The sequence below is a fragment of the Citricoccus sp. I39-566 genome (assembly GCF_031432995.1).
Classification (GTDB): Bacteria; Actinomycetota; Actinomycetes; order Actinomycetales; family Micrococcaceae; genus Citricoccus; species Citricoccus nitrophenolicus_A.
The window spans coordinates 2,644,785-2,670,202 of record NZ_CP133842.1; the positions used below are offsets into that span (position 1 = coordinate 2,644,785).

Sequence of the window (25,418 nt, forward strand, 5' to 3'; positions counted from 1 at the left end):
TCGATAAGCTGGGTCGTTGGCGGTGTCTGCGGGCCCCGCCCCGCCCCTCGCGAACCCGTGTACCCCATCGACCCCCACGAACGGACCAGGCCCCATAGTGCAAGGCAATGCGATCTTCCGCCACTCCAATGCTTCCCTCCTCTCCGTGACGGAAGTGCTGGCACCTGTCACCGTGACGAGTGCGCAGATCGACGAGGAGCTGGCCCCGGTGTTGAAGCGCCTGCGCCTGCCCAAGGGTCTGCTGCCGCGCGTGGCGGGGGTGACGGCCCGCCGGAACTGGGAGCACCCCGGCCACTTCCAGGAGGGTGCCGCCGAGGCCGGCCGCCGGGCCCTGCAGCAGGCGGGGGTGCAGCCCGGGCAGATCGGGCTCATGGTCAACACCTCCGTCACCCGGGAGACCCTCGAGCCCTCCGTGGCGGTGCGGATCCACCATGAGATGGGCCTGCCCACGTCCGCCACGAACTTCGACATCACCAACGCCTGCCTGGGCTTCGTCAATGGCATGACCCTGGCGTCCTCGATGATCGACGCCGGCCAGATCGACTACGCGATCGTGGTGGCCGGCGAGGACTCGGTCAAAGTCCAGCAGGCCACCCTGGAGAACCTCAAGGCCGAGGACGTGGACCGTGCCTCCTTCATGGAGCAGTTCGCCTCGCTGACCCTCGGCTCCGGCGCCGCCGCCGCCGTGATCGGCCGCACGGACCGGCACCCGGAGGGCCACCGCATCGTCCGGGGCATCACGCGCGCCGGGACGGATCACCACGACCTGTGCGTGGGCGACCACAAGGGCATGTTCACGGACTCCTCCGCCCTGCTCAAGGACGGGCTCGAGCTCGTCATGGACGCCTGGAACGAGGTCCCGGCGGACTGGTGCTGGTCCTCCATGGACCGCTATGTCACCCACCAGGTCTCCCGCCTGCACACCGATTCCATCACCGAGGCGGCGGGGCTGGACCCCGCCCTGTTCCCGGTCACGTACCCCGAGCTCGGCAACGTGGGGCCGGCCTCCCTCCCCATCACGCTGGCCCGCGAGGCGGACACGCTGTCGGCCGGCGACAAGGTGTTGTGCATGGGCGTCGGCTCCGGCCTGAACACCGCCATGCTGGAGCTCGCCTGGTGAGGATCCCGGCCGCCCCCGCCACCCTGCCCGCCGCGTCCGCCGCCGTCCCGCTGCCCGGCTGGGACCCCGGCTGGAGCCGGCTCGTGCCGATCCGGACGGCCGACGGCACCCGCACCCTGCACGTGCTGGACACCGCGGCGGTGCTCGCCGAGGACGGCCTGGAGCCGGACGGCACCATCCTGGCCGTCCACGGGAACCCCACCTGGTCCTACCTGTGGCGCTCCCTCGCGCAGGCCACCGTGGAGCAGGCCCGCGCCGGCGGTCCCGTCTGGCGGCTGGTCGCCCCGGACCAGCTGGACATGGGCTTCTCCGAGCGCCTCGCCCACCCGGTCCTGCCGCGCCCGGACGGATTGGACGACGCCGGCTACCGCACCCTGGGCGGCCGGCTCACTGACCTCGATGCCCTCGTCTCCGCCCTCGGACTGGACACCGCCGCCCGCTCCGGCCACCCCCTGCTGACCCTCGGGCACGACTGGGGCGGCGTGGTCTCCCTGGGCTGGGCCGGACGGAACGAGGAGCTCGTGGCGGGGGCGATGAGCCTGAACACGGCCGTGCACCACCGAACCTCCGCGGCGTTGCCCGCCCCCCTGCGGGCTGCACTGGCCGGACCGCTGCTGCCCGGTTCCACGGTGCTGACCGACGCGTTCCTGCGGGTCACCACCGCCCTCGGCCACCCACCTTTGGCGCCCGAGCTCAAGGCCGCCTACCACGCGCCCTACGGATCGGCGGCCCGCCGCGGTGGCATCGGCGGCTTCGTGGCGGACATCCCCGTGGGCCCGCACCACGCCTCCCACCCCGAGCTGCAGCGGGCGTCCTCCGCCCTGGCCGGCTTCGGCAAGCCCGCGCTGCTGCTGTGGGGGCCGAGGGACCCGGTGTTCCTCGACACCTACCTGGCAGACCTGCTGCAGCGGCTGCCGCAGGCCGACCTGCACCGCTTCGAGACGGCCGGGCACCTGCTGGCCGAGGACGTGGACGTCGCCGAGCCGATCCTGGCCTGGGCCGGGCAGCTCCTGCGGGGCGAGGCCCGGGACCGGGCCGCCGCGGTGGCGGAGCGTGCCGATCGCGGCGGCTGGGACGCCGCCGGGAACCGGCCCCTGTGGTCCTTCCTCGATGACTGGCGGGGCCGTCCCGAGCCGGCCCTGGTGGACATGGCCGGACCGGACCGGACGCCGCTGGGCTGGGACCGGCTGGCCGCCGTCGTGGACGCCATCGCCACGGGCCTGGCGGACCACGGGGTGCGCCCCGGGGACCGGATCTCGATGATGGTCACCCCGGGCCGCGACCTCACCGCGGCGCTCTACGCGGCCCTGAAGATCGGGGCCGTCGTGGTGGTGGCCGATGCCGGGCTCGGCATCGCCGGCATGACCCGCGCCGTGCGGGCGGCCCGCCCCGACTGGGTGATCGGCCAGGTCCCCGGGTTGGCCGTGGCCCGCTCACAGAACTGGCCGGGCCGGCGGCTGTCCGTCCAGACGCTGCCGGCCCCGCTGGCCCGGGCGCTCGGGGTCCAGGACAGCCTGTACCGGATGGCCCTGGCCCACGACGGTCAGCGCTTCACCGGCGCCCCAGCCCCTGACGACCCGGCGGCCATCCTCTACACCTCCGGCTCCACGGGGCCGGCCAAGGGCGTGCTGTACACGCACGGGCGGCTCGCGGCCCTGGCCGGACTGCTGCGGGACGTCTTCGACGTCCGCCCGGGCTCCTCCCTGCTCGCCGGCTTCGCCCCCTTCGCCCTGCTGGGCCCGGCCATCGGCGCCACCTCGATCACCCCGGACATGTCCGTGACCCGGCCGGCGAGCCTCACCGCCACGGCCGTGGCCGAGGCCACCCGGGCCGGAGGGGCCACCATCCTGTTCGCCTCCCCCGCGGCGCTGCGCAACGTGGTGGCGACCGCGGACCGGCTCACCGGGCAGGACCGGGCGGAGCTCGGACGGATCGGGCTGGTGCTCTCCGCCGGAGCCCCCGTCCACCCGCACCTCATGCGCCAGGTGACCGCGCTGCTGCCCCACGCGCAGTTCCACTCGCCCTATGGCATGACGGAGGCGCTGCTGCTGGCGGACATCGACGGACAGACGGTCCAGGACCTCGACGACCCCGAGACGCGGGACACCGGCGAGCCGGCGATCGACGACGGGGTCTGCGTGGGCCGGGCCGTCGGCCCCGTGCGCCTGGCCGTCGCCCCCCTGGGCGCGGACGGCGCGTCGGCGGAGACCCTCCTCGAGGGCCCGGAGGCCGCCGGGGTCCTCGGCGAGGTGGTCATCTCGGCGCCGCACCAGAAGGCCGGCTATGACCGGCTCTGGCGGACGGACTCCCGCAGCAAGCGGGACACCCACGACGGGGCGACCTGGCACCGCACCCAGGACGTGGGGCACCTCGACGCCGCGGGCCGGCTCTGGATCGAGGGGCGGCTGCAGCACGTGGTCACCACCCCGGAGGGCCCGGTGGCCCCCGGCGGCCCCGAGGCCCGCATCGACACCCTCCCGGCGGTGTCCCGCTCCGCCGTGGTGGGCGTGGGGCCGCAGGGCACGCAGGCCGTGGTCGCCGTGGTGGAGGCCGCCCCGCACCCCGGGGCGCGGATGCCGCGCCCGGGACTGGCCCCCACCGACCTGACGGACGCGGTCCGGCGCGCCGCCGCGCCGGTCCCCGTGGCCGCCGTGCTCGTGACGGACCGGGTGCCCGTGGACATCCGCCACAACTCGAAGATCGACCGCACCCGGCTGGCCGCCTGGGCCGAGGGCGTGTTGTCCGGCGGTAGGGTCGGCCGGCCGTGAGCGCCCGGCACGGCCAGCGGGTGCTGGTCACCGGGGCCTCGGGCCTGCTCGGCGCCGGGGTGGCGCGCCGGCTGGTAGCCGAGGGGGCCGACGTCGTGACCCTGCAGCGCCGTCCGGCGGCGGTGCCGGGTGCGCGGGACGTGACCGGCTCGGTGACCGACCCCGAGGCCGTGGCCCGGGCCATGGCCGGGCGGAACACGGTCGTGCACGTGGCCGCGAAGGTCTCCGTGTCCGGACCGGCCGAGGACTACGAACAGGTCAACGTCGCCGGGACCGCGCTCGTGCTGGAGGCGGCCCGCCGCGCCGGCGTGGAGCGGTTCGTGCACCTGTCCTCCCCGTCGGTGGCCCACGCCGGCACCTCGATCGTCGGGGACGGCGCCGGGCCCGCCGACCCGGCGCGGGCGCGCGGACACTACGCGCGGACCAAGGCCGCCGGCGAGTTGCTGGCCCTGGCGGCCGATGCGGAGGATCTGCGCGTGCTCGTGCTGCGGCCGCACCTGATGTGGGGTCCCGGGGACACCCAGCTGACCGAGCGGATCATCGAGCGGGCCCGCGCCGGGCGCATGCCGCTGCTGGGTCCCTCCGCCGCCCTCATCGACAGCCTGTACACGCAGAACGCCGTGGACGCGGTGGTGGCCGCCGTGGACGCGGTGGACCGGGTGCACGGCGAGGCGCTCGTGGTGACCAACGGGGAGCCCCGGCCGGTCGGCGAACTGGTCCGCGGGCTCAGCCGGGCCGGCGGCGCCCCCGAACCCCGGCTGCGGATCCCGGCGGGGCCGGCCCGAGCGGCCGGCGGCGTGATCGAGCGCCTCTGGGAGGCCGGTGGCTTCGGGCGCGGCGGCGACGAGCCCCCGCTGACGCGGTTCCTGGCCGAGCAGCTGTCCACGGCCCATTGGTTCGACCAGCGGCGCACCCGCGAGGCCCTGGGCTGGACGCCGGCGGTCTCGATCGACCGGGGCCTCGAACTGCTCGCGGCGCACTACAGCACTTAGGCCCGCACGGCACAGAGGTGGCACTCGGGATACGGGTGCTCGTCGTCAGGACAGACGATCACCCGCCACCTCTCGCCGAAGCCGGCCTCGTCCAGGGCCCTGGCCAGCGAGGAGGGGTTCCAGCGCCAGGCCGGGGCGACGACGTGCGGGAACTCCTCGACATCCAGCTCCGGTTCCAGCAGGGCCTGGAACGAGAGCAGCACGTGGCAGCCCGGCTCCGTGTGCGCCGCCCACGACTCCAGCACGGCCGGGAGCTCCTCCGGCGGGACGTGGATCAGGCTGAACCGGGCCAGGATCCCGCTGACGGGCCCGGCCTCGCGCACCGCCGCCTCCGCGGCAGGGTAGCGCGCATCCCCGGCGATCCACGTGCGCCGCGGATAGCGCTTCCGGGCGATCTGCAGCATCCTGGCCGAGGGGTCCACCCCGATCGTGTGGAAGCCCCGGAAGGCCAGCTCCACGGTCACGTGCCCCGTCCCGCAGCCCAGGTCGAGGATGGTCCCGCCGCGCGGCAGCCCGTCCGCGAAGGCGTCCACCGCGTGCCGGTCGAGTGGACGCTGCCACGGTCCCGGGAAGGTGCGGTCGTAGAGCTCGGCCAGCGCGTCGTAGCCGGGCTGGCCGGCGGGGGGCGTGCCTGGCGGGGGCGGATCAGGTGTCAATGCGCTCAAGGTCCAGGTCCTGGGCGCCGGAGATGATGAAGTCCTTGCGTGGGGCCACGTTGGAGCCCATCAGCAGGTCGAAGACGTGCTCGGCCCGCTGCAGTGCCTCCTCGGCCTCGGGGATGGTGACGCGGCGCAGCATGCGCTGGCGCGGGTCCATGGTGGTGTCCGCCAGCTGGTCGGCGTCCATCTCGCCCAGGCCTTTGTACCGCTGGATCGGCTCCTTGTAGTTCTTGCCGTCCTGCTCCAGTCGCGTCAGCAGCCGGTGCAGCTCCTGCTCGGAATAGGTGTAGACCACCTCGTTGGGCTTCGCACCGGAGTGGATGACCTCGACCCGGTGCAGCGGGGGCACGGCCGCGAAGACGCGGCCCTCCTCCACCATCGGCCGCATGTAGCGGAAGAACAGGGTGAGCAGCAGGGTGCGGATGTGCGCGCCGTCCACATCCGCGTCCGTCATGAGGATGACCTTGCCGTAGCGCGCCGCTGAGAGGTCGAAACTGCGGCCCGCACCGCCGCCGACCACCTGGATCAGGGCCGCACACTCGGCGTTGGAGAGCATGTCCCCCACGGAGGCCTTCTGCACGTTGAGGATCTTGCCGCGGATCGGGAACAGCGCCTGGAAGTCCGAGGAACGGGCCAGCTTGGCCGTGCCGAGGGCCGAGTCGCCCTCCACGATGAACAGCTCGGAGGAGGCCACGTCCGTGGACCGGCAGTCCGCGAGCTTGGCCGGCATGGTGGAGGTCTCCAGCGCGTTCTTGCGCCGCTGGTTCTCCTTGTGGGTCCGGGCCGAGATGCGGGACTTCATCTCCGCGACGACCTTCTCCAGCAGCACCGAGACCTGGGTCTTCTCGTGCTTCTTGGTCGACTTGAAGATCGCCCCGAGCTGCTGCTCGACCACCCTGGCGACGATCTGGCGGACCGCCGAAGTGCCCAGCACCTCCTTGGTCTGGCCCTCGAACTGCGGCTCGGCCAGGCGCACGGTCAGCACGGCCGTCATCCCGGCCAGCACGTCGTCCTTCTCCAGCTTGTCGTTGCCCGCCTTGAGCTTGCGGGCATTGGCCTCCACGGTCTTGCGGAAGGTCTTCAGCACGGACTGCTCGAAGCCGGCCTGGTGGGTGCCGCCCTTCGGGGTGGCGATGATGTTCACGAAGGAGCGCAGGTGGGTGTCATAGCCGACGTCCCAGCGCAGCGCGATGTCCACCGCGCACTCGCGTTCCACGTCCTGCATGGCCGAGCGGCCGTCCTCCCCCAGCACGGGGACGCGCTCGGTGAAGGTCCCTGCGCCCTGCAGCCGCCACACGTCCGTCACCGGGCTGACGGAGGAGAGGTGGTCCACGAACTCGGAGATGCCGCCGTCATAGTGGAAGACCTCCTCGTACGGCCCGGCCTCCCCCGGCGTGTTCGGCAGCCGGCGCTCGTCCCGCAGGGTGATCTTCAGCCCCGGGATCAGGTAGGCCGTCTGGCGCGCCCGCTGCTGCAGGTCCTCATAGGAGAACTTGGCGTCCGGGGTGAAGATCTGCTCGTCCGCCCAGTAGCGGACCCGGGTTCCGGTCTGGCCCCGCTTGGCCTTGCCGACGATCTCCATGGGCGACTGGTTGGCCGAGGGGGTGAACGGGGCGTCCGGCCGGGCGACGGCCCCGGTGTCCCGGAACTGGCCGGGCTCCCCCCGGTGGAAGGACAGCTGGTGGATCTTGCCGCCGCGGAACACCTGCACGTCCAGCCGTGAGGACAGCGCGTTGACCACGGAGGCCCCCACGCCGTGCAGTCCGCCGGAGGCACCGTAGGATCCGCCGCCGAACTTGCCGCCGGCGTGCAGCTTCGTGAAGACCACCTCGACGCCGGACAGGCCGGTCCTCGGCTCGATGTCCACGGGGATGCCCCGGCCGTTGTCCTCCACCTCGACGGCGCCCCCGGCGTGCAGGGTCACGGCGATCGACTGGCCGAAGCCTCCCAGGGCCTCGTCCACGGAGTTGTCGATGATCTCCCACAGGCAGTGCATCAGCCCGCGTGAATCGGTGGACCCGATGTACATCCCGGGCCTCTTGCGCACGGCCTCGAGGCCTTCCAGCACGGAGAGGTGCCGGGCGTTGTACTCACTGCTGCTGGACATGCATCTGCCTTACGTGCCTGGGCGGTTTCTCGTCCCTCAGGTTATCGGGCACAGGGGCCAAAGGGCCGGAACCCCGCCGGGAGGAGGGCACAGTCCCCCGGCACGGGCGTGGTACGCAATCAGCGAACACGACCCCCTTCACCCCGTGGCTGCGAACAAAGATGACAGGATGGTGGTTCCCTAGGTGTACGCAGTACCCCGACCAGTACCGATCCCCCGGTCACGAGCTACCGGTCCCAGGGATCAGGGGCACCAGATGAGGAGGCCATCATGACCACCACCGCCACGACGATTGAATCGCCAGTGCTCACCGGCGCCGACCGTTGCGACCGTTGCGGGGCCCAGGCCTATGTGCGGGCCGTGCTGACGAACGGCGGCGAGCTGCTCTTCTGCGGCCACCACGCCCGTTCCGTGGAGGACTCCCTCCGCCCCCAGACCACCGTCTGGCAGGACGAGACGGACAAGCTCCACGAGAAGCAGCCGGTCGACGTCGACTGAGTCGTCCCCCGAGAGCGTCAAGGCCCGGCACCCTTCGAGGGTGCCGGGCCTTTCTCGCGTCCAGGGGCGGAGGCCCGCCGGCCGATCAGTCCAGGTAGTCCCGCAGCACCTGCGAGCGGGAGGGGTGACGCAGCTTGGACATGGTCTTGGACTCGATCTGGCGGATGCGTTCACGCGTCACGCCGTAGACCTTGCCGATCTCGTCCAGGGTCTTCGGCTGGCCGTCGGTCAGCCCATAACGCATGGCCACCACACCGGCCTCGCGCTCCGCGAGGGTGTCCAGCACGGAGTGCAGCTGCTCCTGCAGCAGGGTGAAGCTCACCGCGTCGGCGGGCACCACGGCCTCGGAGTCCTCGATCAGGTCGCCGAACTCGGAGTCGCCGTCCTCACCCAGCGGGGTGTGCAGCGAGATGGGCTCGCGTCCGTACTTCTGGACCTCGACCACCTTCTCCGGGGTCATGTCCAGTTCCTTGGCCAACTCCTCCGGGGTGGGCTCGCGGCCCAGGTCCTGGAGCATCTGGCGCTGTACGCGGGCCAGCTTGTTGATGACCTCCACCATGTGCACGGGGATGCGGATGGTGCGTGCCTGGTCCGCCATGGCCCGCGTGATGGCCTGGCGGATCCACCAGGTCGCGTAGGTGGAGAACTTGAACCCCTTGGTGTAGTCGAACTTCTCCACCGCGCGGATCAGGCCCAGGTTGCCCTCCTGGATCAGGTCCAGGAACAGCATGCCGCGGCCCGTGTACCGCTTGGCGAGGGACACCACGAGGCGCAGGTTGGCCTCGAGCAGGTGGTTCTTCGCCCGGCGGCCGTCCGCCACCACCAGTTCCATGTCCCGGCGCAGGCGGGCGTCCTTGATGGGGTCGTCCTTCATCTTCTGCTCGGCGTAGAGGCCGGCCTCGATGCGCAGGGCGAGGTCGACCTCCTGTTCGGCGTTGAGCAGGGCCACCTTGCCGATCTGCTTGAGGTAGTCCTTGACCGGGTCGGCCGTCGCGCCGGCGGAGACGACCTGCTGGACGGGGGCGTCATCCTCGGCGTCGGAGACCACGAAGCCACCGGAGGTCGTCTCCTCCTCCGGCTTCTCGGTGGCGGCGGAAGGCTCGGTGCCCTCCTCGTCCTCGGCGTCCGGGCCGGCCTCGCTCGAGGCCTTCACGGCCACGGAGGGGGTCGCGGCGATCTTGCCGGTGGCCGGGCCGCTCTTCGAGGCGGCGGCCGTGGCCTTCTGGGCTGCCGTGGTCTTCGTGGCGCGCTGCGTCGGGGCGGACTTCCGAGCGGACGTGGTGGCCGTGGCGGCCCCCTGGTCCTCCGCGACGGCGTCCTCGACGGCCGTGCTGCCTTGTGTCTCGGTCTTCTTGGAAGAAGTAGTCACTCATTACCTTTCGTACGGGCGTCCCGGAGGGCCCCTGACGGTCAACACCACTATGACCCTGTCAAATCCGCGGGGAACTGCCGCCGGGCCCCACGGGAGGTCTTCCCGTGTTCTCCGGTACCCGCGGACGCAGGGTCTTCATGTGGTCAACGACCCGGGCGGCGCATTTGTTCCCGTCCTGCCGAGGACCCGCCGACGACGGGGGTGCGTCGGTGGCGGCGGGCGGCAGGGAAGGACTGCAGGATCCGGATCAGCCCCGCCGATTATGCCACGGCGGGAGCCCCTCCGGGCCCACCCCGGTTTCCGCGCGCCGTGGCCGACCAGGCCGTCTCCCGCCGACTGGCCCACCCGGAGAGCATCCCCCGGTCCACGATCTCCCCCAGCAGCTCTCCCAGGGGGTAGCCGGGGTCGTCCCGGCGGCACTCCTCCAGCACCCGTCCGGCGACCGATCCGCGGCCGCGGGCCCACTCGACCCACGCCACGAGGCACCGCAGGGCGGAGGCCACCGCTCCGGCGACCTCCGGCAACAGCTCGGCGCACGCGGCCCGCAGGTGGGAGATGCGCTCCCAGTCCGGGCCGCGTCGGCTGGCGGCCAGGATGACGGAGGTGAACAGCACGCCGTTGACCTCCCGCGGTTCGACGCCCAGCAGCTCCGCCACCGGGCGCGGGACGGTTCCCAGCCAGGTCGCACCCGAGACCGCCCGCTCCAGGGAGAAGGTCGCCACCGCCAGGAGGCAGTCGCGCCACTGAACCCGGATCAGTCCCGCCGCCAGCAGGGCCCGTGCATACGGGTCCTGCGGCAGGTCCCCGCCGCTCAGGACGTGGTCCCACCCCTCGAGCCACCCGGCGAGGGCGTCCGCCATCTCGTCCTCCAGCTCCTGGAGCGCGTACGGGTCTATCCAGTCACCCGTGTCCTCTGGGTCGTCTGGCTCGTCTGCGTCGTCCGGCCAGTCGCCGAGTCCCGGGGCGGCCACCGCCAGTTCGGCGACGTGCACCAGGGCGGCCAGGAGATCGGGCGAGAAACGCCCGGCCGGGGCCGGCAGTCCGCTGTCCTGCGGCTCGTCCGAGACCAGGGAGCCCTCCAGGATCAGGGAGGCGTTGATCACGCTGGTCTCCACGAGGGACACCGGTGTGCCGTGGCCGGAACAGGCGGCGGGGCGGGGGCAATCCACGTGCCACACCCGTCCCCGGGCCACGAGCCACATCTCCCTCATCGGCAGCCCGGCGTCGGCGAACTCCCGGTCCAGGGCCACCGCGAGCATGCGCTCCGACTCCGTGGTGGGGTCCTCGAGGGGTCCGGCACCGGCCGAGTCGGCGGAGCCGGCGGGGTCGTCCCGGAACAGCACGGCGACGCATCCGTCCGCGCGGCGATCGTTGGCCAGGTGGGCGGCGAACTGCCGGGCGTAGGCGCTGTGGGCCGGCCAGCTCACCACGGCGGCCGGGTCCCAGTCACAGCGCAGGACCGCGCCGAGGCTGTGGCCGGACAGGCTGATGGCCGTGAGGCTGTGGCGGGGCGGGTAGCCCATCGTGTGGTGGATATAGCTGATCAGGTCCGCCACGTCCACGGCCTTGACCGTGGGGCGGGGAGTCGGGCTGGGGAGGACGGCGTCGCCGGGGAGTTCTGTCTGCATGACTCCACGGTTCCGCCTTCCGCACGGTGGCGGTACCGCCCCCACCCTCGGCTGTGGGGCCGTGGGGGCAAGTGGTCACCTGTGCAGGAGTACGGCTCGCGTGGGCCTAGCGGTCCTGTGGGTCGTCCGACTCCTCGTCCGGGTCCTCGCGGCCGGCGTCCAGCGCGTGCCGGGGCTGGCTCTGCAGGTACTCCTCGACGGCGGCGCCCAGCTCCTCCGCGTCCGGCACCTGCTCGTCCGGCCCCACCAGCAGGGACCTGCCGGCCCCCGGGGAGTTCTGGTCGAAGTTCTTCTCCAGCCCCTCCACCATGGCGGTGACCTCGTGGGAGGCGCCGGTCTGGCGGTCCAGCTCGCGGTCCACCTCACGGCCGCGCTCGCGCAGCTCGTCGGTGGGCAGCATCAGCCCCAGCGCGGCGCCCACGTACTCCAGGGCGGCGACGGCGGCCTGCGGGTAGGCGGCCTCGGCGAGATAGTGCGGCACGTGCAGCGTGTAGCCGGTGGTGCCATGGCCCTTCTCGTCGAGGCGCATCTCGAGCAGCTGGCTGACGCCGGACACCATGCGCGCCTGGGGGCTCCACGTGGACAGTCCGGCCACCAGCTCGTCCCGGTTGCCGTGGGCGGTCACGCCGAGGGGTCGGGTATGGGGCACGGGCATGGGCACGGCGTCCACCAGGGCCACGAGCTTGACGTCGAGCTTCTCCACGAGGAACAGCACGGAGGCCACGAAGCGCTCCCACTGGTAGTCCGGCTCGGGTCCGGACAGCAGCAGGAAGGGCCGACCCAGGGAGTCGGAGACCAGGTGCAGCTGCAGGTGCGGTGACTGGTAGTCCCGGAAGCGCTCGCCGTCGAAGGTGATCTGCGGACGGCGGGCCCGGTAGTCGATCAGCTGGTCGGCGTCGAAGCTGGCCAGCAGCTTGTGCTCCAGCGAGTCCACCAGAGTGTCCCGCACCTGCTCGGCCAGATGCCCGGCATTCAGGTGCCCACCGAAGACCGCCAGCATGCCCAGCCCCCGCAGGGCCGTGGCCCCGTCGAATCCTCCGGCCAACAGGTCGCGGCCGGCCGGCTCGAGGGTGAACAGCGTGGTGGGATCCTGCATGGTGCGTCCTTCCGTGCCTGGCGAACCTGCATGTGGTGGTGCGGGCGGGGCGTGTCTCGCCTGAGTCCAACATACTGCGGGCCCGGGCTATTCCGGGGGATGCCCGCGAAGCCGACGTGGTTAGGATCGTGGCAGACCTCTTCCCCTCCCCGAGACCTCAGGAGAACCACTCCCGTGCCCATGATCAATGACTTCAGCCCCGTCCTGACCGCCATCAGTGCGGCCCAGTCCCAGCGCGGCCCGCGGGCCTCCTCGGCCCTGGTGATCGGCGTCTGCTCCACGGACGAGGGCCCCGTGCTGCTGCCGAACCCGCTGCCCGACGCCGGCGCCCGGGCCGTGGCGGATTCCCTCGAGGCCCTGGGGATCACGGGGGCCGCCGACGAGGTGATGCGGATCCCGGGCCTGGATCCGCTGCCGTTCCCGCTCCTGGTGCTGACGGGCGTCGGGAGGATCACGGGGGAACCCGGGGCCGGGGTCTCCGAGGAGGCCCTGCGCCGCGCCTCGGGTGCCGCCGTGCGGCACCTGAGTGGCACCCCCGGCGTGACCCTCGGCCTGCCGGCCGAGACGCCCGGCCTCCTGGCGGCGGTCGCCGAGGGCGCCGCCCTGGCGGCCTACTCGTTCACCGCCTTCCGCTCGCCCGACGCCCGGCAGAAGGCCAAGAACCCGGTGGAGGGGGCCGCCGTCGTGACCTCCCTGAAGCCCAAGGTGACCGGGCCGGTCCTGCAGCGGGCCGCGGCCGTGTCCCGCGCCGTGCGGGCCACCCGGGACCTCGTCAACACGCCCCCGTCCCACCTGTACCCCGCCTCCTTCGCCGAGGAGGTGACCCGCACCCTGCGGTCGCTGCCCGTGAAGGTCACGGTCTGGGACGAGCAGCGGCTCGAGCAGGACGGCTTCGGCGGCATCCTCAACGTGGGCAAGGGCTCCGCCCGCCCGCCGCGGCTGGTCAAGCTGGAGTACACGCCCGCGAAGGGCGGCCGGCAGGCCCAGCACGTCGCGCTGGTCGGCAAGGGCATCACCTTTGACTCGGGCGGGCTGTCCCTGAAGCCGCCGACGTCCATGACCACCATGAAGTCGGACATGGCCGGGGCCGCGACCGTGGCCTCGGTGGTCGCCGCCGCGGCCGAGCTCGAGCTCCCCGTCAGGGTCACCGGCTGGCTGTGCATGGCCGAGAACATGCCGTCCGCCACGGCCCAGCGCCCCTCCGACGTCATCACGATCTACGGCGGGAAGACGGTCGAGGTCATGAACACGGACGCCGAGGGCCGGCTCGTCATGGCGGACGGCCTGGTCGCAGCCACGGACGAGACCCCGGACGCCGTGATCGACGTGGCCACCCTCACGGGCGCGCAGATGATCGCGCTGGGCACCCGGACCACCGGGGTCATGGGCACCGAGGCCCTGCGGGACGAGCTCGTCGCGGCCGCCGACTCCAGCGGTGAGGGCGCCTGGGCCATGCCGATCCCGGACAACCAGCGAGCCTCCCTGGACTCGACCATCGCGGACATCTCCAACGTGGGCGACCGGTTCGGGGGCATGCTGACCGCCGCCGCCTTCCTCCGGGACTTCGTGGACGCCGGCCGCGAGCCCGCCGAGGCCAGGGACGCACCGACCCCGTGGGCCCACCTCGACATCGCCGGGCCGTCCTTCAACGAGTCCGGTGCCTACGGCTACACCCCGAAGGATGCCACCGGCGTCATGGTCCGGACCCTGGTGACCTATCTGGAGGGGCGCGCTGACCGGCAGCGCGCGAAGTAGAAGCCAGCGGCACCGTACGGCTAAGGTAAAACCGAGGCATCACCACCAACCCGAAGGGTGACGGAGAACCCGGCACCCGATTGTGAGGAGCACCATCGTGGCCGACACGGCAACCGCCCAGGAATTCGACGTTCTCATCCTCGGCGGTGGATCCGCCGGTTACGCAGCCGCCCTCCGCTCGGTCCAGTACGGGATGACCGTGGGCCTGATCGAGAAGGCCAAGCTGGGCGGCACCTGCCTGCACTGGGGCTGCATCCCCACGAAGGCGTACCTGCATGCCGCCGAACTGGCCGACGACGCCCGCAACTCCGCCAAGTACGGCGTCCACACGACCCTCGAGTCCGTCGACATGGCCGGGGTGAAGTCCTACAAGGACGGCATCGTCGCCGGCAAGTACAAGGGCCTGACCGGACTGCTGAAGATGCGCAAGGTCCAGGTCATCGAGGGTGAGGGCAAGCTCGTCTCCCAGAACCAGATCGAGGTCGCCGGGACCCGCTACACCGGGAAGAACATCATCCTGGCGTCCGGTTCCGAGGCCAAGACCTTCGGCCTGCCCATCGGCGGCAAGATCATGACCTCCACCGAGGCCCTTGAGCTCGACTACACCCCGAAGTCCGCCATCATCCTCGGCGGCGGTGTCATCGGGTCCGAGTTCGCCTCCGCCTGGAACTCGTTCGGCGTGGACGTCACCATCATCGAGGGTCTGGACCACCTCGTCCCGAACGAGGATCCGGAGATCATCAAGGTCCTGGAGCGCGAGTTCAAGAAGAAGGGCATCAAGTCCAACCTGGGCACCTTCTTCGAGAAGGTCGAGGAGACCGGCGACGGCGTCAAGGTCACCCTGGCCGACGGCAAGGAGTTCACCGCCGAGGTCTGCCTCGTCGCCGTGGGCCGCGGCCCGGTCACCCAGGGCCTGGGCTACGAGGAACAGGGCATCCCGCTGGACCGGGGCTTCGTCATCACCAATGAGCGCCTGCACACCGGGGTGGGCAACATCTACGCCATCGGCGACATCGTCCCCGGCGTGCAGCTGGCCCACCGCGGCTACCAGCAGGGGCACTTCGTGGCCGAGGAGATCGCCGGCAACAACCCGATCATCGTGGAGGACGTCAATATCCCGAAGGTGACCTTCACCGAGCCGGAGATCATGTCCGTGGGCTACTCCGAGTCCAAGGCCCGCGAGACGTTCGGTGAGGGCAACGTGGAGACCACCACCTACAACCTGGCCGGCAACGGCAAGTCCTCCATCCTCGGCACCGGGGGCATCATCAAGATGGTCCGGCAGAAGAACGGCCCGATCGTCGGCGTGCACGGCATCGGCAAGCGCATCAGTGAGCAGATCGGCGAATCCCAGCTGATCGTCAACTGGGAGGCCTACCCGGAGGACGTGGCCGCCTTCGTGCACGCCCACCCGACCCAGAACGAATCCCTCGGCGAAGCCGCGATGGCCCTCAACGGCCATCCGCTGCACGGCTGAGACCACCGAGACCACCACACCAACGTCAGGCCGGCGGGAAGCCGGCACGCACTTGAGGAGAAACGGGACACCATGTCTGAAACCGTGAACCTGCCGGCCCTGGGAGAATCCGTCACCGAGGGCACCGTCACCCGCTGGCTCAAGGAGGTCGGCGACGAGGTTGCCGTCGACGAGCCCTTGGTGGAGGTCTCCACCGACAAGGTGGACACCGAGATCCCCTCCCCGGTGGCCGGCATTCTCGAGGAGATCCTGGTCCAGGAGGACGAGACCGTCGAGGTGGACGCGCCGCTGGCCAAGATCGGCTCCGGCGACGGCGGTGGCGCCTCCGACGACGCCCCGGCTGCAGCCGAGGCTGAGGCTGAGGACAAGGGCCAGGACGAGGAAGCGCCGGCCGAGCAGGAGCCCGCCGAGGCCGCGGACAACGAGGCGACCGGCGACAGCAGCACGGATGGCCAGGAGCTGTCCTCCGAGGAGGTCGCCGCCGAGGACGCCGAGGAACAGGGCGCCGGCGATTCCACCGAGGTGACCCTGCCCGCCCTGGGCGAGTCCGTGACCGAGGGGACCGTCACCCGCTGGCTGAAGGAGATCGGCGACGACGTGGAGGTGGATGAGCCGTTGCTCGAGGTCTCCACCGACAAGGTCGACACCGAGATCCCCTCCCCCGTGGCCGGCAAGCTCGTCGAGATCAAGGTTCAGGAGGACGAGACCGTGGAGGTCGGCGCCGTCCTGGCCCTCGTCGGCTCCGGTGCGGCTGCCCCGGCGGCGGATGACCAGCCCGCCGAGAAGTCCGAGGACAAGGCCGAGAAGGGCGACGACAAGCCTGCCGAGAAGCCGACGGAGAAGCCGGCCGCCCAGGAGGAGCAGGCCGAGGACAAGGCCGAGGAGAAGCCCGCCGAGCAGGAGGAGGCCGAGGAGAAGCCGGCCGCCGAGAAGGAATCCTCCGCCCCGGCCCCGGCCCCGGCCCCCGCGGGGGCCACCCCGGGTGAGGGCTATGTCACCCCGCTCGTGCGCCGCCTGGCCCAGCAGAACGGCGTGGACCTGTCCACGGTGGTCGGCACCGGCGTCGGCGGCCGGATCCGCAAGCAGGACGTCCTGGTGGCCGCAGAGGCCGCCAAGGCACGCCAGTCCGGCGCCACGGCTCCGGCGGCCGCACCCGAGGCCGCGTCGTCGTCCGCTGCCGCGGCCACCTCCACGGTGGACCCGGGCAAGCGCGGCACCACCGAGAAGGCCCCGCGCATCCGGCAGACGATCGCCAAGCGGATGCGCGAGTCCCTGGACGTCTCGGCCCAGCTGACCCAGGTGCACGAGATCGACATGACCCGCGTCGTCGCGCTGCGCGGCAAGGCCAAGACCGGCTTCCAGCAGAAGAACGGCGTCAAGCTGACCTACCTGCCGTTCATCACCCTGGCGGTGACGGAGGCCCTGAAGCAGCACCCGAAGCTGAACGCCGAGTTCGACATCGAGACCTCGGAGATCACCTACCACGACTCCGAGGACATCGCGATCGCGGTCGACACCGAGAAGGGGCTGTTCGTCCCGGTCATCAAGGACACCGGTTCGCTGAACCTCTCCGGGATCGCCGCGAAGATCGCCGACGTGGCGGACCGGACCCGCAACAACAAGATCTCCCCGGACGAGTTGTCCGGCGGGACCTTCGCGATCACCAACTTCGGCTCGGTCGGTGCCCTCTTCGACACCCCGATCATCAACCAGCCGAACGTGGCGATCCTCGGGACCGGCACCATCGTCAAGCGCCCCATGGTCATCACGGACCAGGACGGCAATGACACCATCGCCATCCGCCACATGATGTACCTGAGCCTGACCTATGACCACCGCCTCGTGGACGGCGCGGACGCCGGCCGCTTCCTGCAGACCGTCAAGGCGAGGCTGGAAGCCGGAGAGTTCGCGCACGAGTTGGGGGTCTAGTCCGTGGAGGTCCTGACCGCGATCGTCGTCGCCATCCACATCATCTCCGCCGCCGCGATCGTCGGCGGGTGGCTGGCGCACTTCAAGAACCCGACCGTCACCAAGTCGCAGTGGTACGGCACGTGGGGCATGCTGGCCACCGGCCTGCTGCTCGCGGGCCTCGCCGAGATGGGCGACGGGCCGGTGAACCACGCCAAGATCGGCGTCAAGCTGGTCATCGGCCTGTGCGTCTTCGTGACCGCGCTGCTGGGCCGGCGCAAGGAGAACAAGGGCGAGCCGGTGTCGACCGGACTGGCCCACGCCACGGGCGGGATGGGGTTGGTCAACATCCTCGTGGCCGTGCTGTGGCAGGACTACTCCTGACCGTCCCCACCGCCCACCGCTGACGGCGGCCGACCGGATCCCCGGTCGGCCGCCGTGGTGCGTCAGGGCTCGATCTGCCGCACCCGCCATCCCGACTCCGTGCGCTGCAGGTGGACGGTGAACCGTTCGACCGTGGGTCCCTCGGCCGCCGCCACGGTGTCCCCCGAGGAGTCGACGGTCCGGTACGGGCCGATCCGCAGTTCCATCGGCGCGGAGGCCTGCTGCGGGTCCTCGTGGGTGATGTCCCCCGTCATCCGCGTCTCGAGCCGGAGGTCTTCGAAGCGCAGGCCCTGGTCCGCCAATTGCTCCTGCAGTGCCGCGTCGGCCGCGAAGGCCGGAGAGTCGGGCAGGCTGTAGGCGGCCAACTGTGCCCGCTCCAGGGAGGTGAGGGCCTCGGCCCGGGCCGGGCCCAGGGACTCGACCGCCGCCCGCACGCGCTCGGCCTCCGGCGGTGCCGACGTCTCCCCGGAGGGCTCCCCCGGGGGCTGTCCGGGGGGAGTCTCCGTGGCCTGCCGGGAGGCCCCCGCCGACGGGGCCTGCGGGACGTCGCCGTGCAGCAACGCCAGGGCGCCCCAGACCAGGGCGGCGGCCAGAGCGAGGGATCCCCCGCGCATCGCCCACCGGTGCCGTCCCGCGTGCTTCCCGGCAGCAGGGGCCCGACGGCGGGTGGGCAGCTCCCGGGCGACCTCCGGGGTGGCCGCGGGGTACAGGTCGAGGGGCTCCGGTGCGGCCCAGCGGTAGCAGGCCACCGCGAAGTGCTCCGCGCCGGGCCGGCGCTCCGGATCCTCGTCGAGGCCGGCCTCCAGCAGTTCGACGACTTCCCGGGGGATCTCCGGCAGGATCATCGGCAGCGGCGCCCGGGACGCCGTCCGGGACGGAGCCCGACCGGTCAGGGCGTACCAGCCCACCGCGGCCAGGGAGTACAGGTCGGCCGCCGGGTCCAGGCCGCCCGGCCCGGCAGCCGAGGCGCCGTGCCGGGCGGGACCCGGCCGGCCGCCGTCGGCCAGCTCCGGGGCGGAGAAGCCCGGGGTCCCGAGCCGGTGCTCCGCGCCGCCCAGGACGCGGGAGGAGCCCAGGTCCGCCAGCGCGGGGCGCCCCTGGACCGTGAAGAGGATGTTGCCCGGGGACACGTCTCCGTGGACCACCCCGCGCTCGTGGAGGGCCTGCAGCGCCTGCGCTATCGGGACCAGGACCGTGATCGCCTGCCCCAGCGGCAGGGGCCCGGCCGCGCGGACGAGAGTCCCCAGGGAGCCGCCCGGATGGTACTCGCTGAGCAGGCCGGGCCCGGCGTCCGTCTCCACCACGCCGAGCGGGCGCACCACGTGGTCATGACGGAGGTCGCCCACGGCCCGCATCTCCACGTCCAGCAGCGCCGCAGGCCCCTCCACCGGGCGGGCCGGCACCTTCAGGGCCGCCCGGGTGCCCCCGGCATCGGCCACGAGCCACACGGTGGAGCTGCCGCCCCGGCCCAGCTCGCGCAGGACCTCCCAGCCCGGCACCCGCGGCGGTGGTGTTGACGTCTCCATCGGAACCCCTTCCGGCACCTGCCCGTCTCCTGCGTCCCCTCCATCCTGCCGCCCCGGAGAAGATGACGCCGCGATTATCCACAGGCCCCGGCGGCAGGGATAGAGTGAGGCCATGCCCGCAACGACCATGCCGCCGTTCCGCGTCCTGGGGCTCTCCCCGGACACCGTCGACTACCGGTCGGCGTGGGATCTCCAGCAGGACCTGCACGCCCGGGTGGTCGAGGGCTCCTCCCCCGGTACCGTCCTGCTCCTCGAGCACACGGCCGTGTACACCGCCGGCAAACGCACCGAACCGGCCGACCTGCCGGACGACGGCTCCCCCGTGGTGGACGTGGACCGCGGCGGAAAGCTCACCTGGCACGGCCCGGGCCAGCTGGTCTGCTATCCCGTGGTCCGGCTGGCGGATCCGGCGGCCGTCAAGGAGTACGTCTGGTTCCTGGAGGAGGTCCTCATCCGGACCCTGGCGGACCTCGGTCTGGCCGGCGAACGCGTGGACGGACGCTCGGGCGTCTGGATCCTCGGCGGCACGGACGTCCACGGCCGGACCACACCGGACCGCAAGATCGCCGCCATCGGCCTGCGCGTCAACCACGGTGTCTCGATGCACGGGTTCGCCCTGAACTGCAGCAACTCCCTGGCCGCCTACGAACACATCGTGGCCTGCGGCATCACCGACGCCGGCTCCACGACCCTCTCGGTCGAGACCGGCCGGACCATCACCCCGGCGGACGTGCTCGCCACGGTCCGGGGACACTTCGCCGCGTTGGCCCCCGGCCATCTCGCACCGGTCGACCCCATCATGAACACCCTGCGAAAGGAACCGCTTCAGTGAGCGCATCCCCCGACGGCCGACGCCTGCTGCGCGTCGAGGCCCGCAATGCCGAGGTCCCCGTGGAACGCAAGCCGGACTGGATCAAGGCCAAGGTGGAGATCGGCCCCGAGTACATCGACCTCAAGAACAAGGTGAAGTCCTCCGGACTGCACACGGTGTGTGAGGAGGCCGGCTGTCCGAACATCTTCGAGTGCTGGGAGGACCGGGAGGCGACCTTCCTCATCGGCGGCGACACCTGCACCCGCCGCTGCGGCTTCTGCGACATCGCCACCGGCAAGCCCGAGCCCCTGGACCTCGACGAACCGCGGCGCGTGGCCGAGAACATCCGCGAGATGAACCTGCGCTACACCACCGTCACGGGCGTGGCCCGGGACGACCAGAAGGACGGCGCCGCGTGGCTGTACGCGGAGACCATCCGCAAGGTCCACGAGCTGAACCCCCACACGGGCATCGAGATCCTGCCCCCGGATTTCGGGGCGGACCCGAAGCTCGTCCAGGTGGTCTTCGACGCCCGTCCCGAGGTCTTCGCGCACAATCTCGAGACGGTGCCGCGGATCTTCAGGGCCATCCGGCCGGCGTTCACCTATGAGAAGTCCCTGCGGGTGCTGTCCATGGCCAAGGCGGACGGACTGCTCACCAAGTCCAACCTCATCCTGGGGATGGGTGAGGAGGACCGTGAGATCGACCAGGCGCTCGTGGACCTGCACGAGGCCGGCTGCGACATCATCACGGTGACGCAGTACGTGCGTCCCTCCAAGCTGCACCACCCGATCGACCGGTGGGTGAAGCCGGAGGAGTTCGTGCACTGGTCCCAGCGCGCCGATCAGATCGGCTTCGCCGGTGTCATGGCCGGACCGCTCGTGCGGTCCTCCTACCGCGCCGGCCGCCTCTACGCCACCGCCATGCGCAAGCTGGGCCGGCCGATGCCGGCGAACCTGGCCCACATCGAGGAGTCCGGCTCCACGCGGCAGGAGGCGGCGTCCCTGCTCGCCGGCCGGTAGACTGGGCGCACTATGGCCAAGAGCAACGATTCCGCAGCATCCTCCTCCGCATCGACCCGTGAAAAGCTGAGGGCCGTCAAGGCCGAGCAGCGGAACCGGCGCCAACAGGACAAGGTCCGGGCGAAGGAGAACAAGGCCGAGACCAAGGCCCGCAAGAAGGCCACCAAGAAGCCCGGCGTCTTCAAGCAGCTCGGCGAGGTCTTCTCCATGACCCGCGCCCATGACCCGAAGGTCGTGCTGTGGATGTCGCTGGCGTTCGTCGCCGCGCTGGCCATCGGCCTCGTGGTCGGCCTGCTGCTGAACAACTGGATCACGTGGCTGCTCATCGCCATCCCGTTCGGCCTGCTGGCCGCCGTGGTCATCATGAACCGCATGGCCGAGAAGGCGGCGTTCGCCCGCATCGACGGGCGCCCCGGCGCCGCCGGTGCCGCCCTGTCCACCCTGCGCCGCGGCTGGATCATCCCGGAGCAGCCGGTGGCCGTGAGCCCCAAGACCCAGGACGCGGTCTTCCGCGCCGTCGGCCGCCCCGGCGTCGTGCTGGTCACCGAGGGCCCCACGAACCGCGTGCGGCCGCTCGTGGAGAAGGAGCGCCGCAACATGCAGCGCTTCCTGCCCAACGTGCCGATCCAGGTGCTCGCCACGGGCCACGGGGATGACCAGGTGGAGCTGCACCAGTTGTCCAAGACGCTCAAGCGGATGAAGAAGACCCTCACCAAGCAGGAGGTCCAGGCGGTCGACAAGCGGCTGAGTTCCCTGGGATCCACGAAGATGCCGATCCCGAAGGGGATCGACCCCTACCGCGCCCGCCCGGACCGCAAGGCCATGCGCGGCCGCTAGGCCCACCGGGACGAGGGCGTCACATCCGGATCTGCACGGTGCCCGCCACCCGGTCGTGCAGTCCGCGGCCATCCGGGTCGATCATGAAGGGTGTCACCACCAGGCACCACAGCGCGGCGCGGATCAGGGCCTTGAGCGGGCCGGCCATGGCTCCGCCCACCCGGACCACCTGAATCCCGGCGATCCGCTTGCCCAGGGTGGTGCCCAGCAGGCCGACCAGGAGCACCTGCATCAGGACGTAGAACCCGAGCGTCGCGAGCGGATGTCCCTCGAACCACAGGTTGCTGAGGAGCAGGGCGAGCGACCAGTCGATCAGGACCGCGAGGATCCGCCGGCCCCAGCCCGCCATGGCCGCGGGACCGTCCTGGGCCAGGCCCAACCGCTCGCCGGGCCAGCGCCCGGCGGCGTTCGGACGGGAGGTCCCGCCCACCCAGCCGGCCATGTCCCGGCGGGTGACCAGGGGGTCCTCGCCCCTGCGCCCGCTGGCGCGCTGCCGGGAGGAGGGCGCGCCGTCGTCGGCGCCGGGTCGTCTCTGAGGGGATCGTGCCACCGCTCCACTCTACCGAGTCGGGTCACGTTACACGCCGGAAACACCGCCGACACCCTCGGGATACGGCACCTCGATAGAGTGGACGAACCATCGAACCCCGAGGAGCACCACAGATGTTCACCACCGCCCAGGAAGTCCTGCAGTTCATCCAGGACGAGGACGTCGTCTTCGTCGACGTCCGCTTCACCGACCTGCCAGGCGTCCAGCAGCACTTCAACCTTCCGGTGAAGGCGGTGGACGAGGACTTCTTCGTGGACGGTCAGCTGTTCGACGGCTCCTCCATCCGCGGCTTCCAGGGGATCGCCGAGTCGGACATGCAGCTGATCCCGGACGTGGCCACCGCGTACCTGGACCCGTTCCGCGTGGAGAAGACGCTCGTGATGAGCTTCTCGATCGTCAACCCGCGGACCGGGGAGCCCTACCACCGGGATCCCCGCGGCGTGGCCCAGAAGGCTGAGGAGTACCTCGCCTCGACCGGCATCGCCGACACCGCGAACTTCGCCTCCGAGGCCGAGTTCTTCATCTTCGAGGACGTGCGCTACTCCTCCACCCCGAACCACAGCTTCTACTCCGTCGACTCGGACGAGGCCTGGTGGAACTCCGGCCGCCAGGAGGAGGGCGGCAACCTAGGGCACAAGACCGGTGTCAAGGGCGGCTACTTCCCGGTGTCCCCCGTGGACAAGCAGGCGGACCTGCGGGATGCGATCTGCGTGGCCCTGGACGAGGTCGGCCTCGAGGTCGAGCGCTCCCACCACGAGGTCGGCGCCGCCGGTCAGGCCGAGATCAACTACAAGTTCAACACGCTGACCCACGCGGCGGACGACCTGATGAAGTTCAAGTACGTGGTCAAGAACACCGCGGAGGCGTTCGGCAAGACCGCCACGTTCATGCCGAAGCCGGTCTTCGGGGACAACGGCTCGGGCATGCACTGCCACCAGTCGCTGTGGAACGCCGGCGAGCCGCTGTTCTACGACGAGAAGGGCTACGCCAACCTCTCGGACACCGCCCGCTGGTACATCGGCGGCCTGCTCAAGCACGCCTCCTCCATCCTGGCCTTCACCAACCCCACGGTGAACTCCTACCGCCGGCTGGTGAAGGGCTTCGAGGCCCCCATCAACATGGTCTACTCCCAGGGCAACCGCTCCGCCGCCATCCGCATCCCGATCACCGGTTCCAACCCCAAGGCCAAGCGCCTGGAGTTCCGCGCCCCGGACCCGTCCGGCAACCCCTACCTGGCCTTCGCCGCCCAGCTCATGGCCGGCCTGGACGGCATCCGCAACCGTATCGAGCCGGCCGAGCCGATCGACAAGGACCTGTACGAGCTGCCCGCCGAGGAGGCCGCGTCCATCCAGAAGGCACCGGCCTCGCTGGAGGAGGCCCTGCGCGCCCTGGAGGAGGACCACGAGTTCCTGCTCGCCGGCGACGTCTTCACGGAGGACCTCATCGAGGCCTGGATCGAGTACAAGCGGGAGAACGAGATCCTGCCGCTGTCCATCCGCCCGAACCCCTACGAGTTCGAGCTCTACTACGGCGTGTGATGCCCGAGGGCAACACCGCAGCGTTGTCTCAGCGATGACTCAGGGGACGTCCCTGCGGTACTGGCGGTGGGCGGCCTGCTTGGTGATGCCGAGCGCCAGGGCGATGCTGGACCACGGCATGCCCTCCACCCGGGCCCGCACCACGAGGTCCCGCTCGCGGGCCTCCAGGGCCTTGCGGTCCTGGACGGTGTCCACGAGCTCGTCAAAGGTGCGTCGCGGTCCACGGCCCTCGTCCTGGGCCAGGTCGGTTCTCATGGACGTCAACCTAAGCTGACGACCGGGCGACGTCAACGTTGGTTGACGTCGCCCGGGAACGCGGGGGAATATTCGCGACTCCCCGAGGGCTGTGCCTGGGGAGAGAATCCCCGTGAAAGGTGCCTGCGTGAGCTACCCGCTGTCCGTCCTCGACCTGTCCACCGTGTTGCCGGGCCAGCCCGTCGCCGAGGCGGTGGCCGCCAGCGTCGAGCTGGCGCAGAAGGCGGAGGCTCAGGGCTTCCACCGGATCTGGTTCGCGGAGCACCACAACTTCCCCTCCATCGCGTCCTCGGCCACCTCGGTGCTGATCGGGCACGTGGCGGACCACACCTCGTCGATCCGGCTGGGCTCGGGGGGCATCATGCTGCCCAACCACTCCCCCCTGGTGATCGCCGAGCAGTTCGGCACCCTGGCGGAGATCCACCCGGACCGGATCGACCTGGGCCTGGGCCGCGCCCCGGGGACGGACCAGCGCACCATGATGGCCCTGCGCCGCGATCACTCGGCGGCGGACACCTTCCCGCGGGACGTCAAGGAGCTCCGGGGCTACCTCAAGGGCGAGTCCCTCGTCCCGGGCGTGGACGCCTTCCCCGGCAGCGGCACCGATGTGCCCCTGTTCGTGCTCGGCTCCTCCCAGTACGGAGCCCAGCTCGCGGCCGCCCTCGGCCTGGGTTACTCCTTCGCCTCGCACTTCGCCCCGCAGATGCTGGAGCACGCCGCCCGCCTCTACCGGGAGTCCTTCGAACCGTCCGAGGACTACCCCGAGCCCCATTTCATCGCCGCGCTCAACGTGATCGCCGCGGACACCGAGGCCGAGGCCCACGCCCAGCTGGAGATCGCCCACCGCCACCGCATTCGGCAGATGCTCGGCCGGGGCCGGGACCTGTCCGAGGAGGACGTCACCATGCTGCTGCACTCCGCCGGCGGCGAGCAGGTGCTGTCCATGATGAAGTACACCGCCGTCGGCACCATCGAGACGGTCAGGTCCTACCTGGACGAGTTCCGTGAACGCGTCCAGGCGGACGAGCTGATCATCACCAACGCCGCCCCGGAGCTGGCGGCCCGGCATCGCACCCTCGAGCTCCTCGGCGAGCACGTCATCCGGCGCTGAGCGC

Annotated in this window: 21 protein-coding genes; 13 read left to right on the forward strand and 8 right to left on the reverse strand. The window is 71.4% G+C overall.

The genetic code is table 11. From position 1 onward, the window contains the following. Positions 1–97: 97 nt before the first annotated feature. From RE421_RS12150 to RE421_RS12160, 3 genes are read left to right on the forward strand one after another with little or no spacing between them, the layout of a single operon-like run. Positions 98–1,120: a 3-oxoacyl-ACP synthase III gene (locus RE421_RS12150; RefSeq protein WP_309810236.1), complete on the forward strand. Its 1,023-nt coding sequence runs from the start codon at positions 98–100 to the stop codon at positions 1,118–1,120. Continuing rightward, positions 1,117–3,888: an alpha/beta fold hydrolase gene (locus tag RE421_RS12155; RefSeq protein ID WP_396134493.1), complete on the forward strand. Its 2,772-nt coding sequence runs from the start codon at positions 1,117–1,119 to the stop codon at positions 3,886–3,888. Before RE421_RS12150 ends, RE421_RS12155 begins: the two co-directional genes overlap by 4 nt. Next, positions 3,885–4,880, forward strand: coding sequence for an NAD-dependent epimerase/dehydratase family protein (locus RE421_RS12160; protein ID WP_309810238.1), 996 nt, complete (start codon positions 3,885–3,887; stop codon positions 4,878–4,880). The genes RE421_RS12155 and RE421_RS12160 overlap by 4 nt, the downstream gene beginning before the upstream one ends. Here RE421_RS12160 and RE421_RS12165 read toward each other — a convergent pair. Beyond that, the gene (locus RE421_RS12165) at positions 4,877–5,545 is read right to left on the reverse strand and encodes a class I SAM-dependent methyltransferase (RefSeq protein ID WP_309810241.1); all 669 of its coding nucleotides are present in this window, start codon (positions 5,543–5,545) and stop codon (positions 4,877–4,879) included. The two genes, RE421_RS12160 and RE421_RS12165, sit on opposite strands and share 4 nt — an antisense overlap. Then, positions 5,526–7,646, reverse strand: a complete 2,121-nt coding sequence (locus tag RE421_RS12170; RefSeq protein ID WP_309810245.1) for a DNA topoisomerase IV subunit B — start codon at positions 7,644–7,646, stop codon at positions 5,526–5,528. Before RE421_RS12170 ends, RE421_RS12165 begins: the two co-directional genes overlap by 20 nt. 270 nt (positions 7,647–7,916) lie before the next feature. Here RE421_RS12170 and RE421_RS12175 point away from each other — a divergent pair, with 270 nt between their 5' ends. Further along, positions 7,917–8,144: a hypothetical protein gene (locus RE421_RS12175; protein ID WP_309810248.1), complete on the forward strand. Its 228-nt coding sequence runs from the start codon at positions 7,917–7,919 to the stop codon at positions 8,142–8,144. A gap of 85 nt (positions 8,145–8,229) precedes the next feature. Here RE421_RS12175 and RE421_RS12180 read toward each other — a convergent pair whose 3' ends face one another. The 3 genes from RE421_RS12180 to RE421_RS12190 form a co-directional block, all read right to left on the reverse strand. Further along, positions 8,230–9,513: an RNA polymerase sigma factor gene (locus RE421_RS12180; protein ID WP_309810250.1), complete on the reverse strand. Its 1,284-nt coding sequence runs from the start codon at positions 9,511–9,513 to the stop codon at positions 8,230–8,232. Positions 9,514–9,776: 263 nt separating this feature from the next. Beyond that, positions 9,777–11,144, reverse strand: coding sequence for a DUF4192 family protein (locus RE421_RS12185; RefSeq protein WP_309810252.1), 1,368 nt, complete (start codon positions 11,142–11,144; stop codon positions 9,777–9,779). 106 nt (positions 11,145–11,250) lie between these two features. Continuing rightward, positions 11,251–12,240, reverse strand: a complete 990-nt coding sequence (locus RE421_RS12190) for a PAC2 family protein (protein ID WP_309810254.1) — start codon at positions 12,238–12,240, stop codon at positions 11,251–11,253. A 180-nt stretch (positions 12,241–12,420) separates the two neighbouring features. On the opposite strand from RE421_RS12190, the gene RE421_RS12195 reads away from it, so the two are divergent. The 4 genes from RE421_RS12195 to RE421_RS12210 all read left to right on the forward strand — a co-directional run bounded on the left by RE421_RS12195 (position 12,421) and on the right by RE421_RS12210 (position 17,764). Continuing rightward, positions 12,421–13,995 carry a leucyl aminopeptidase gene (locus RE421_RS12195; RefSeq protein WP_309817360.1) on the forward strand — a complete coding sequence of 525 codons (1,575 nt, stop codon included), beginning with the start codon at positions 12,421–12,423 and terminating at the stop codon, positions 13,993–13,995. Between the two features lie 97 nt (positions 13,996–14,092). Then, complete coding sequence (gene lpdA, locus RE421_RS12200; protein ID WP_309810256.1) at positions 14,093–15,472, forward strand: dihydrolipoyl dehydrogenase; 1,380 nt, start codon at positions 14,093–14,095, stop codon at positions 15,470–15,472. 72 nt (positions 15,473–15,544) lie between these two features. Then, complete coding sequence (sucB, locus tag RE421_RS12205) at positions 15,545–17,401, forward strand: 2-oxoglutarate dehydrogenase, E2 component, dihydrolipoamide succinyltransferase (protein ID WP_309810259.1); 1,857 nt, start codon at positions 15,545–15,547, stop codon at positions 17,399–17,401. A 3-nt stretch (positions 17,402–17,404) separates the two neighbouring features. Then, positions 17,405–17,764, forward strand: coding sequence for a hypothetical protein (locus RE421_RS12210; RefSeq protein WP_309810262.1), 360 nt, complete (start codon positions 17,405–17,407; stop codon positions 17,762–17,764). A 62-nt stretch (positions 17,765–17,826) separates the two neighbouring features. On the opposite strand, the gene RE421_RS12215 is transcribed toward RE421_RS12210, so the two are convergent. Continuing rightward, the gene (locus RE421_RS12215; protein ID WP_309810264.1) at positions 17,827–19,290 is read right to left on the reverse strand and encodes a protein kinase domain-containing protein; all 1,464 of its coding nucleotides are present in this window, start codon (positions 19,288–19,290) and stop codon (positions 17,827–17,829) included. A gap of 112 nt (positions 19,291–19,402) precedes the next feature. Between RE421_RS12215 and lipB the strand changes: the two genes are divergently transcribed. Genes lipB through RE421_RS12230 form a run of 3 tightly spaced genes read left to right on the forward strand, consistent with a single transcriptional unit; the run spans position 19,403 to position 21,960 of the window. Further along, positions 19,403–20,122 carry a lipoyl(octanoyl) transferase LipB gene (gene lipB / locus RE421_RS12220; protein ID WP_309810268.1) on the forward strand — a complete coding sequence of 240 codons (720 nt, stop codon included), beginning with the start codon at positions 19,403–19,405 and terminating at the stop codon, positions 20,120–20,122. Then, positions 20,119–21,123: a lipoyl synthase gene (lipA, locus tag RE421_RS12225; protein ID WP_309810270.1), complete on the forward strand. Its 1,005-nt coding sequence runs from the start codon at positions 20,119–20,121 to the stop codon at positions 21,121–21,123. The genes lipB and lipA overlap by 4 nt, the downstream gene beginning before the upstream one ends. A gap of 12 nt (positions 21,124–21,135) precedes the next feature. Next, a complete protein-coding gene (locus RE421_RS12230; RefSeq protein WP_309810272.1) occupies positions 21,136–21,960 on the forward strand; it encodes a DUF4191 domain-containing protein in 825 nt (274 codons plus the stop codon). Between the two features lie 19 nt (positions 21,961–21,979). Here RE421_RS12230 and RE421_RS12235 read toward each other — a convergent pair whose 3' ends face one another. Then, positions 21,980–22,510, reverse strand: a complete 531-nt coding sequence (locus RE421_RS12235; RefSeq protein ID WP_396134494.1) for an RDD family protein — start codon at positions 22,508–22,510, stop codon at positions 21,980–21,982. Positions 22,511–22,623: 113 nt separating this feature from the next. Between RE421_RS12235 and glnA the strand changes: the two genes are divergently transcribed. Continuing rightward, positions 22,624–24,048, forward strand: coding sequence for a type I glutamate--ammonia ligase (gene glnA, locus RE421_RS12240; RefSeq protein ID WP_309810275.1), 1,425 nt, complete (start codon positions 22,624–22,626; stop codon positions 24,046–24,048). Between the two features lie 39 nt (positions 24,049–24,087). Here the strand turns inward: glnA and RE421_RS12245 are convergent, their stop codons facing one another. Further along, positions 24,088–24,303, reverse strand: coding sequence for an AsnC family protein (locus RE421_RS12245; RefSeq protein ID WP_309810279.1), 216 nt, complete (start codon positions 24,301–24,303; stop codon positions 24,088–24,090). 127 nt (positions 24,304–24,430) lie between these two features. Here RE421_RS12245 and RE421_RS12250 point away from each other — a divergent pair, with 127 nt between their 5' ends. After that, positions 24,431–25,414, forward strand: a complete 984-nt coding sequence (locus RE421_RS12250) for an LLM class flavin-dependent oxidoreductase (protein WP_309810283.1) — start codon at positions 24,431–24,433, stop codon at positions 25,412–25,414. Positions 25,415–25,418: the final 4 nt, after the last annotated feature.

Coding starts and splice junctions, on each gene's coding strand:
- lipB (WP_309810268.1), top strand. CDS start 19,403: ATGCCCGCAACGACCATGCCGCCGTTCCGCGTCCTGGGGCTCTCCCCG.
- RE421_RS12215 (WP_309810264.1), bottom strand. CDS start 19,290: ATGGAGACGTCAACACCACCGCCGCGGGTGCCGGGCTGGGAGGTCCTG.
- RE421_RS12190 (WP_309810254.1), bottom strand. CDS start 12,240: ATGCAGGATCCCACCACGCTGTTCACCCTCGAGCCGGCCGGCCGCGAC.
- RE421_RS12230 (WP_309810272.1), top strand. CDS start 21,136: ATGGCCAAGAGCAACGATTCCGCAGCATCCTCCTCCGCATCGACCCGT.
- RE421_RS12170 (WP_309810245.1), bottom strand. CDS start 7,646: ATGTCCAGCAGCAGTGAGTACAACGCCCGGCACCTCTCCGTGCTGGAA.
- glnA (WP_309810275.1), top strand. CDS start 22,624: ATGTTCACCACCGCCCAGGAAGTCCTGCAGTTCATCCAGGACGAGGAC.
- sucB (WP_309810259.1), top strand. CDS start 15,545: ATGTCTGAAACCGTGAACCTGCCGGCCCTGGGAGAATCCGTCACCGAG.
- RE421_RS12175 (WP_309810248.1), top strand. CDS start 7,917: ATGACCACCACCGCCACGACGATTGAATCGCCAGTGCTCACCGGCGCC.
- RE421_RS12245 (WP_309810279.1), bottom strand. CDS start 24,303: ATGAGAACCGACCTGGCCCAGGACGAGGGCCGTGGACCGCGACGCACC.
- RE421_RS12185 (WP_309810252.1), bottom strand. CDS start 11,144: ATGCAGACAGAACTCCCCGGCGACGCCGTCCTCCCCAGCCCGACTCCC.
- RE421_RS12195 (WP_309817360.1), top strand. CDS start 12,421: ATGATCAATGACTTCAGCCCCGTCCTGACCGCCATCAGTGCGGCCCAG.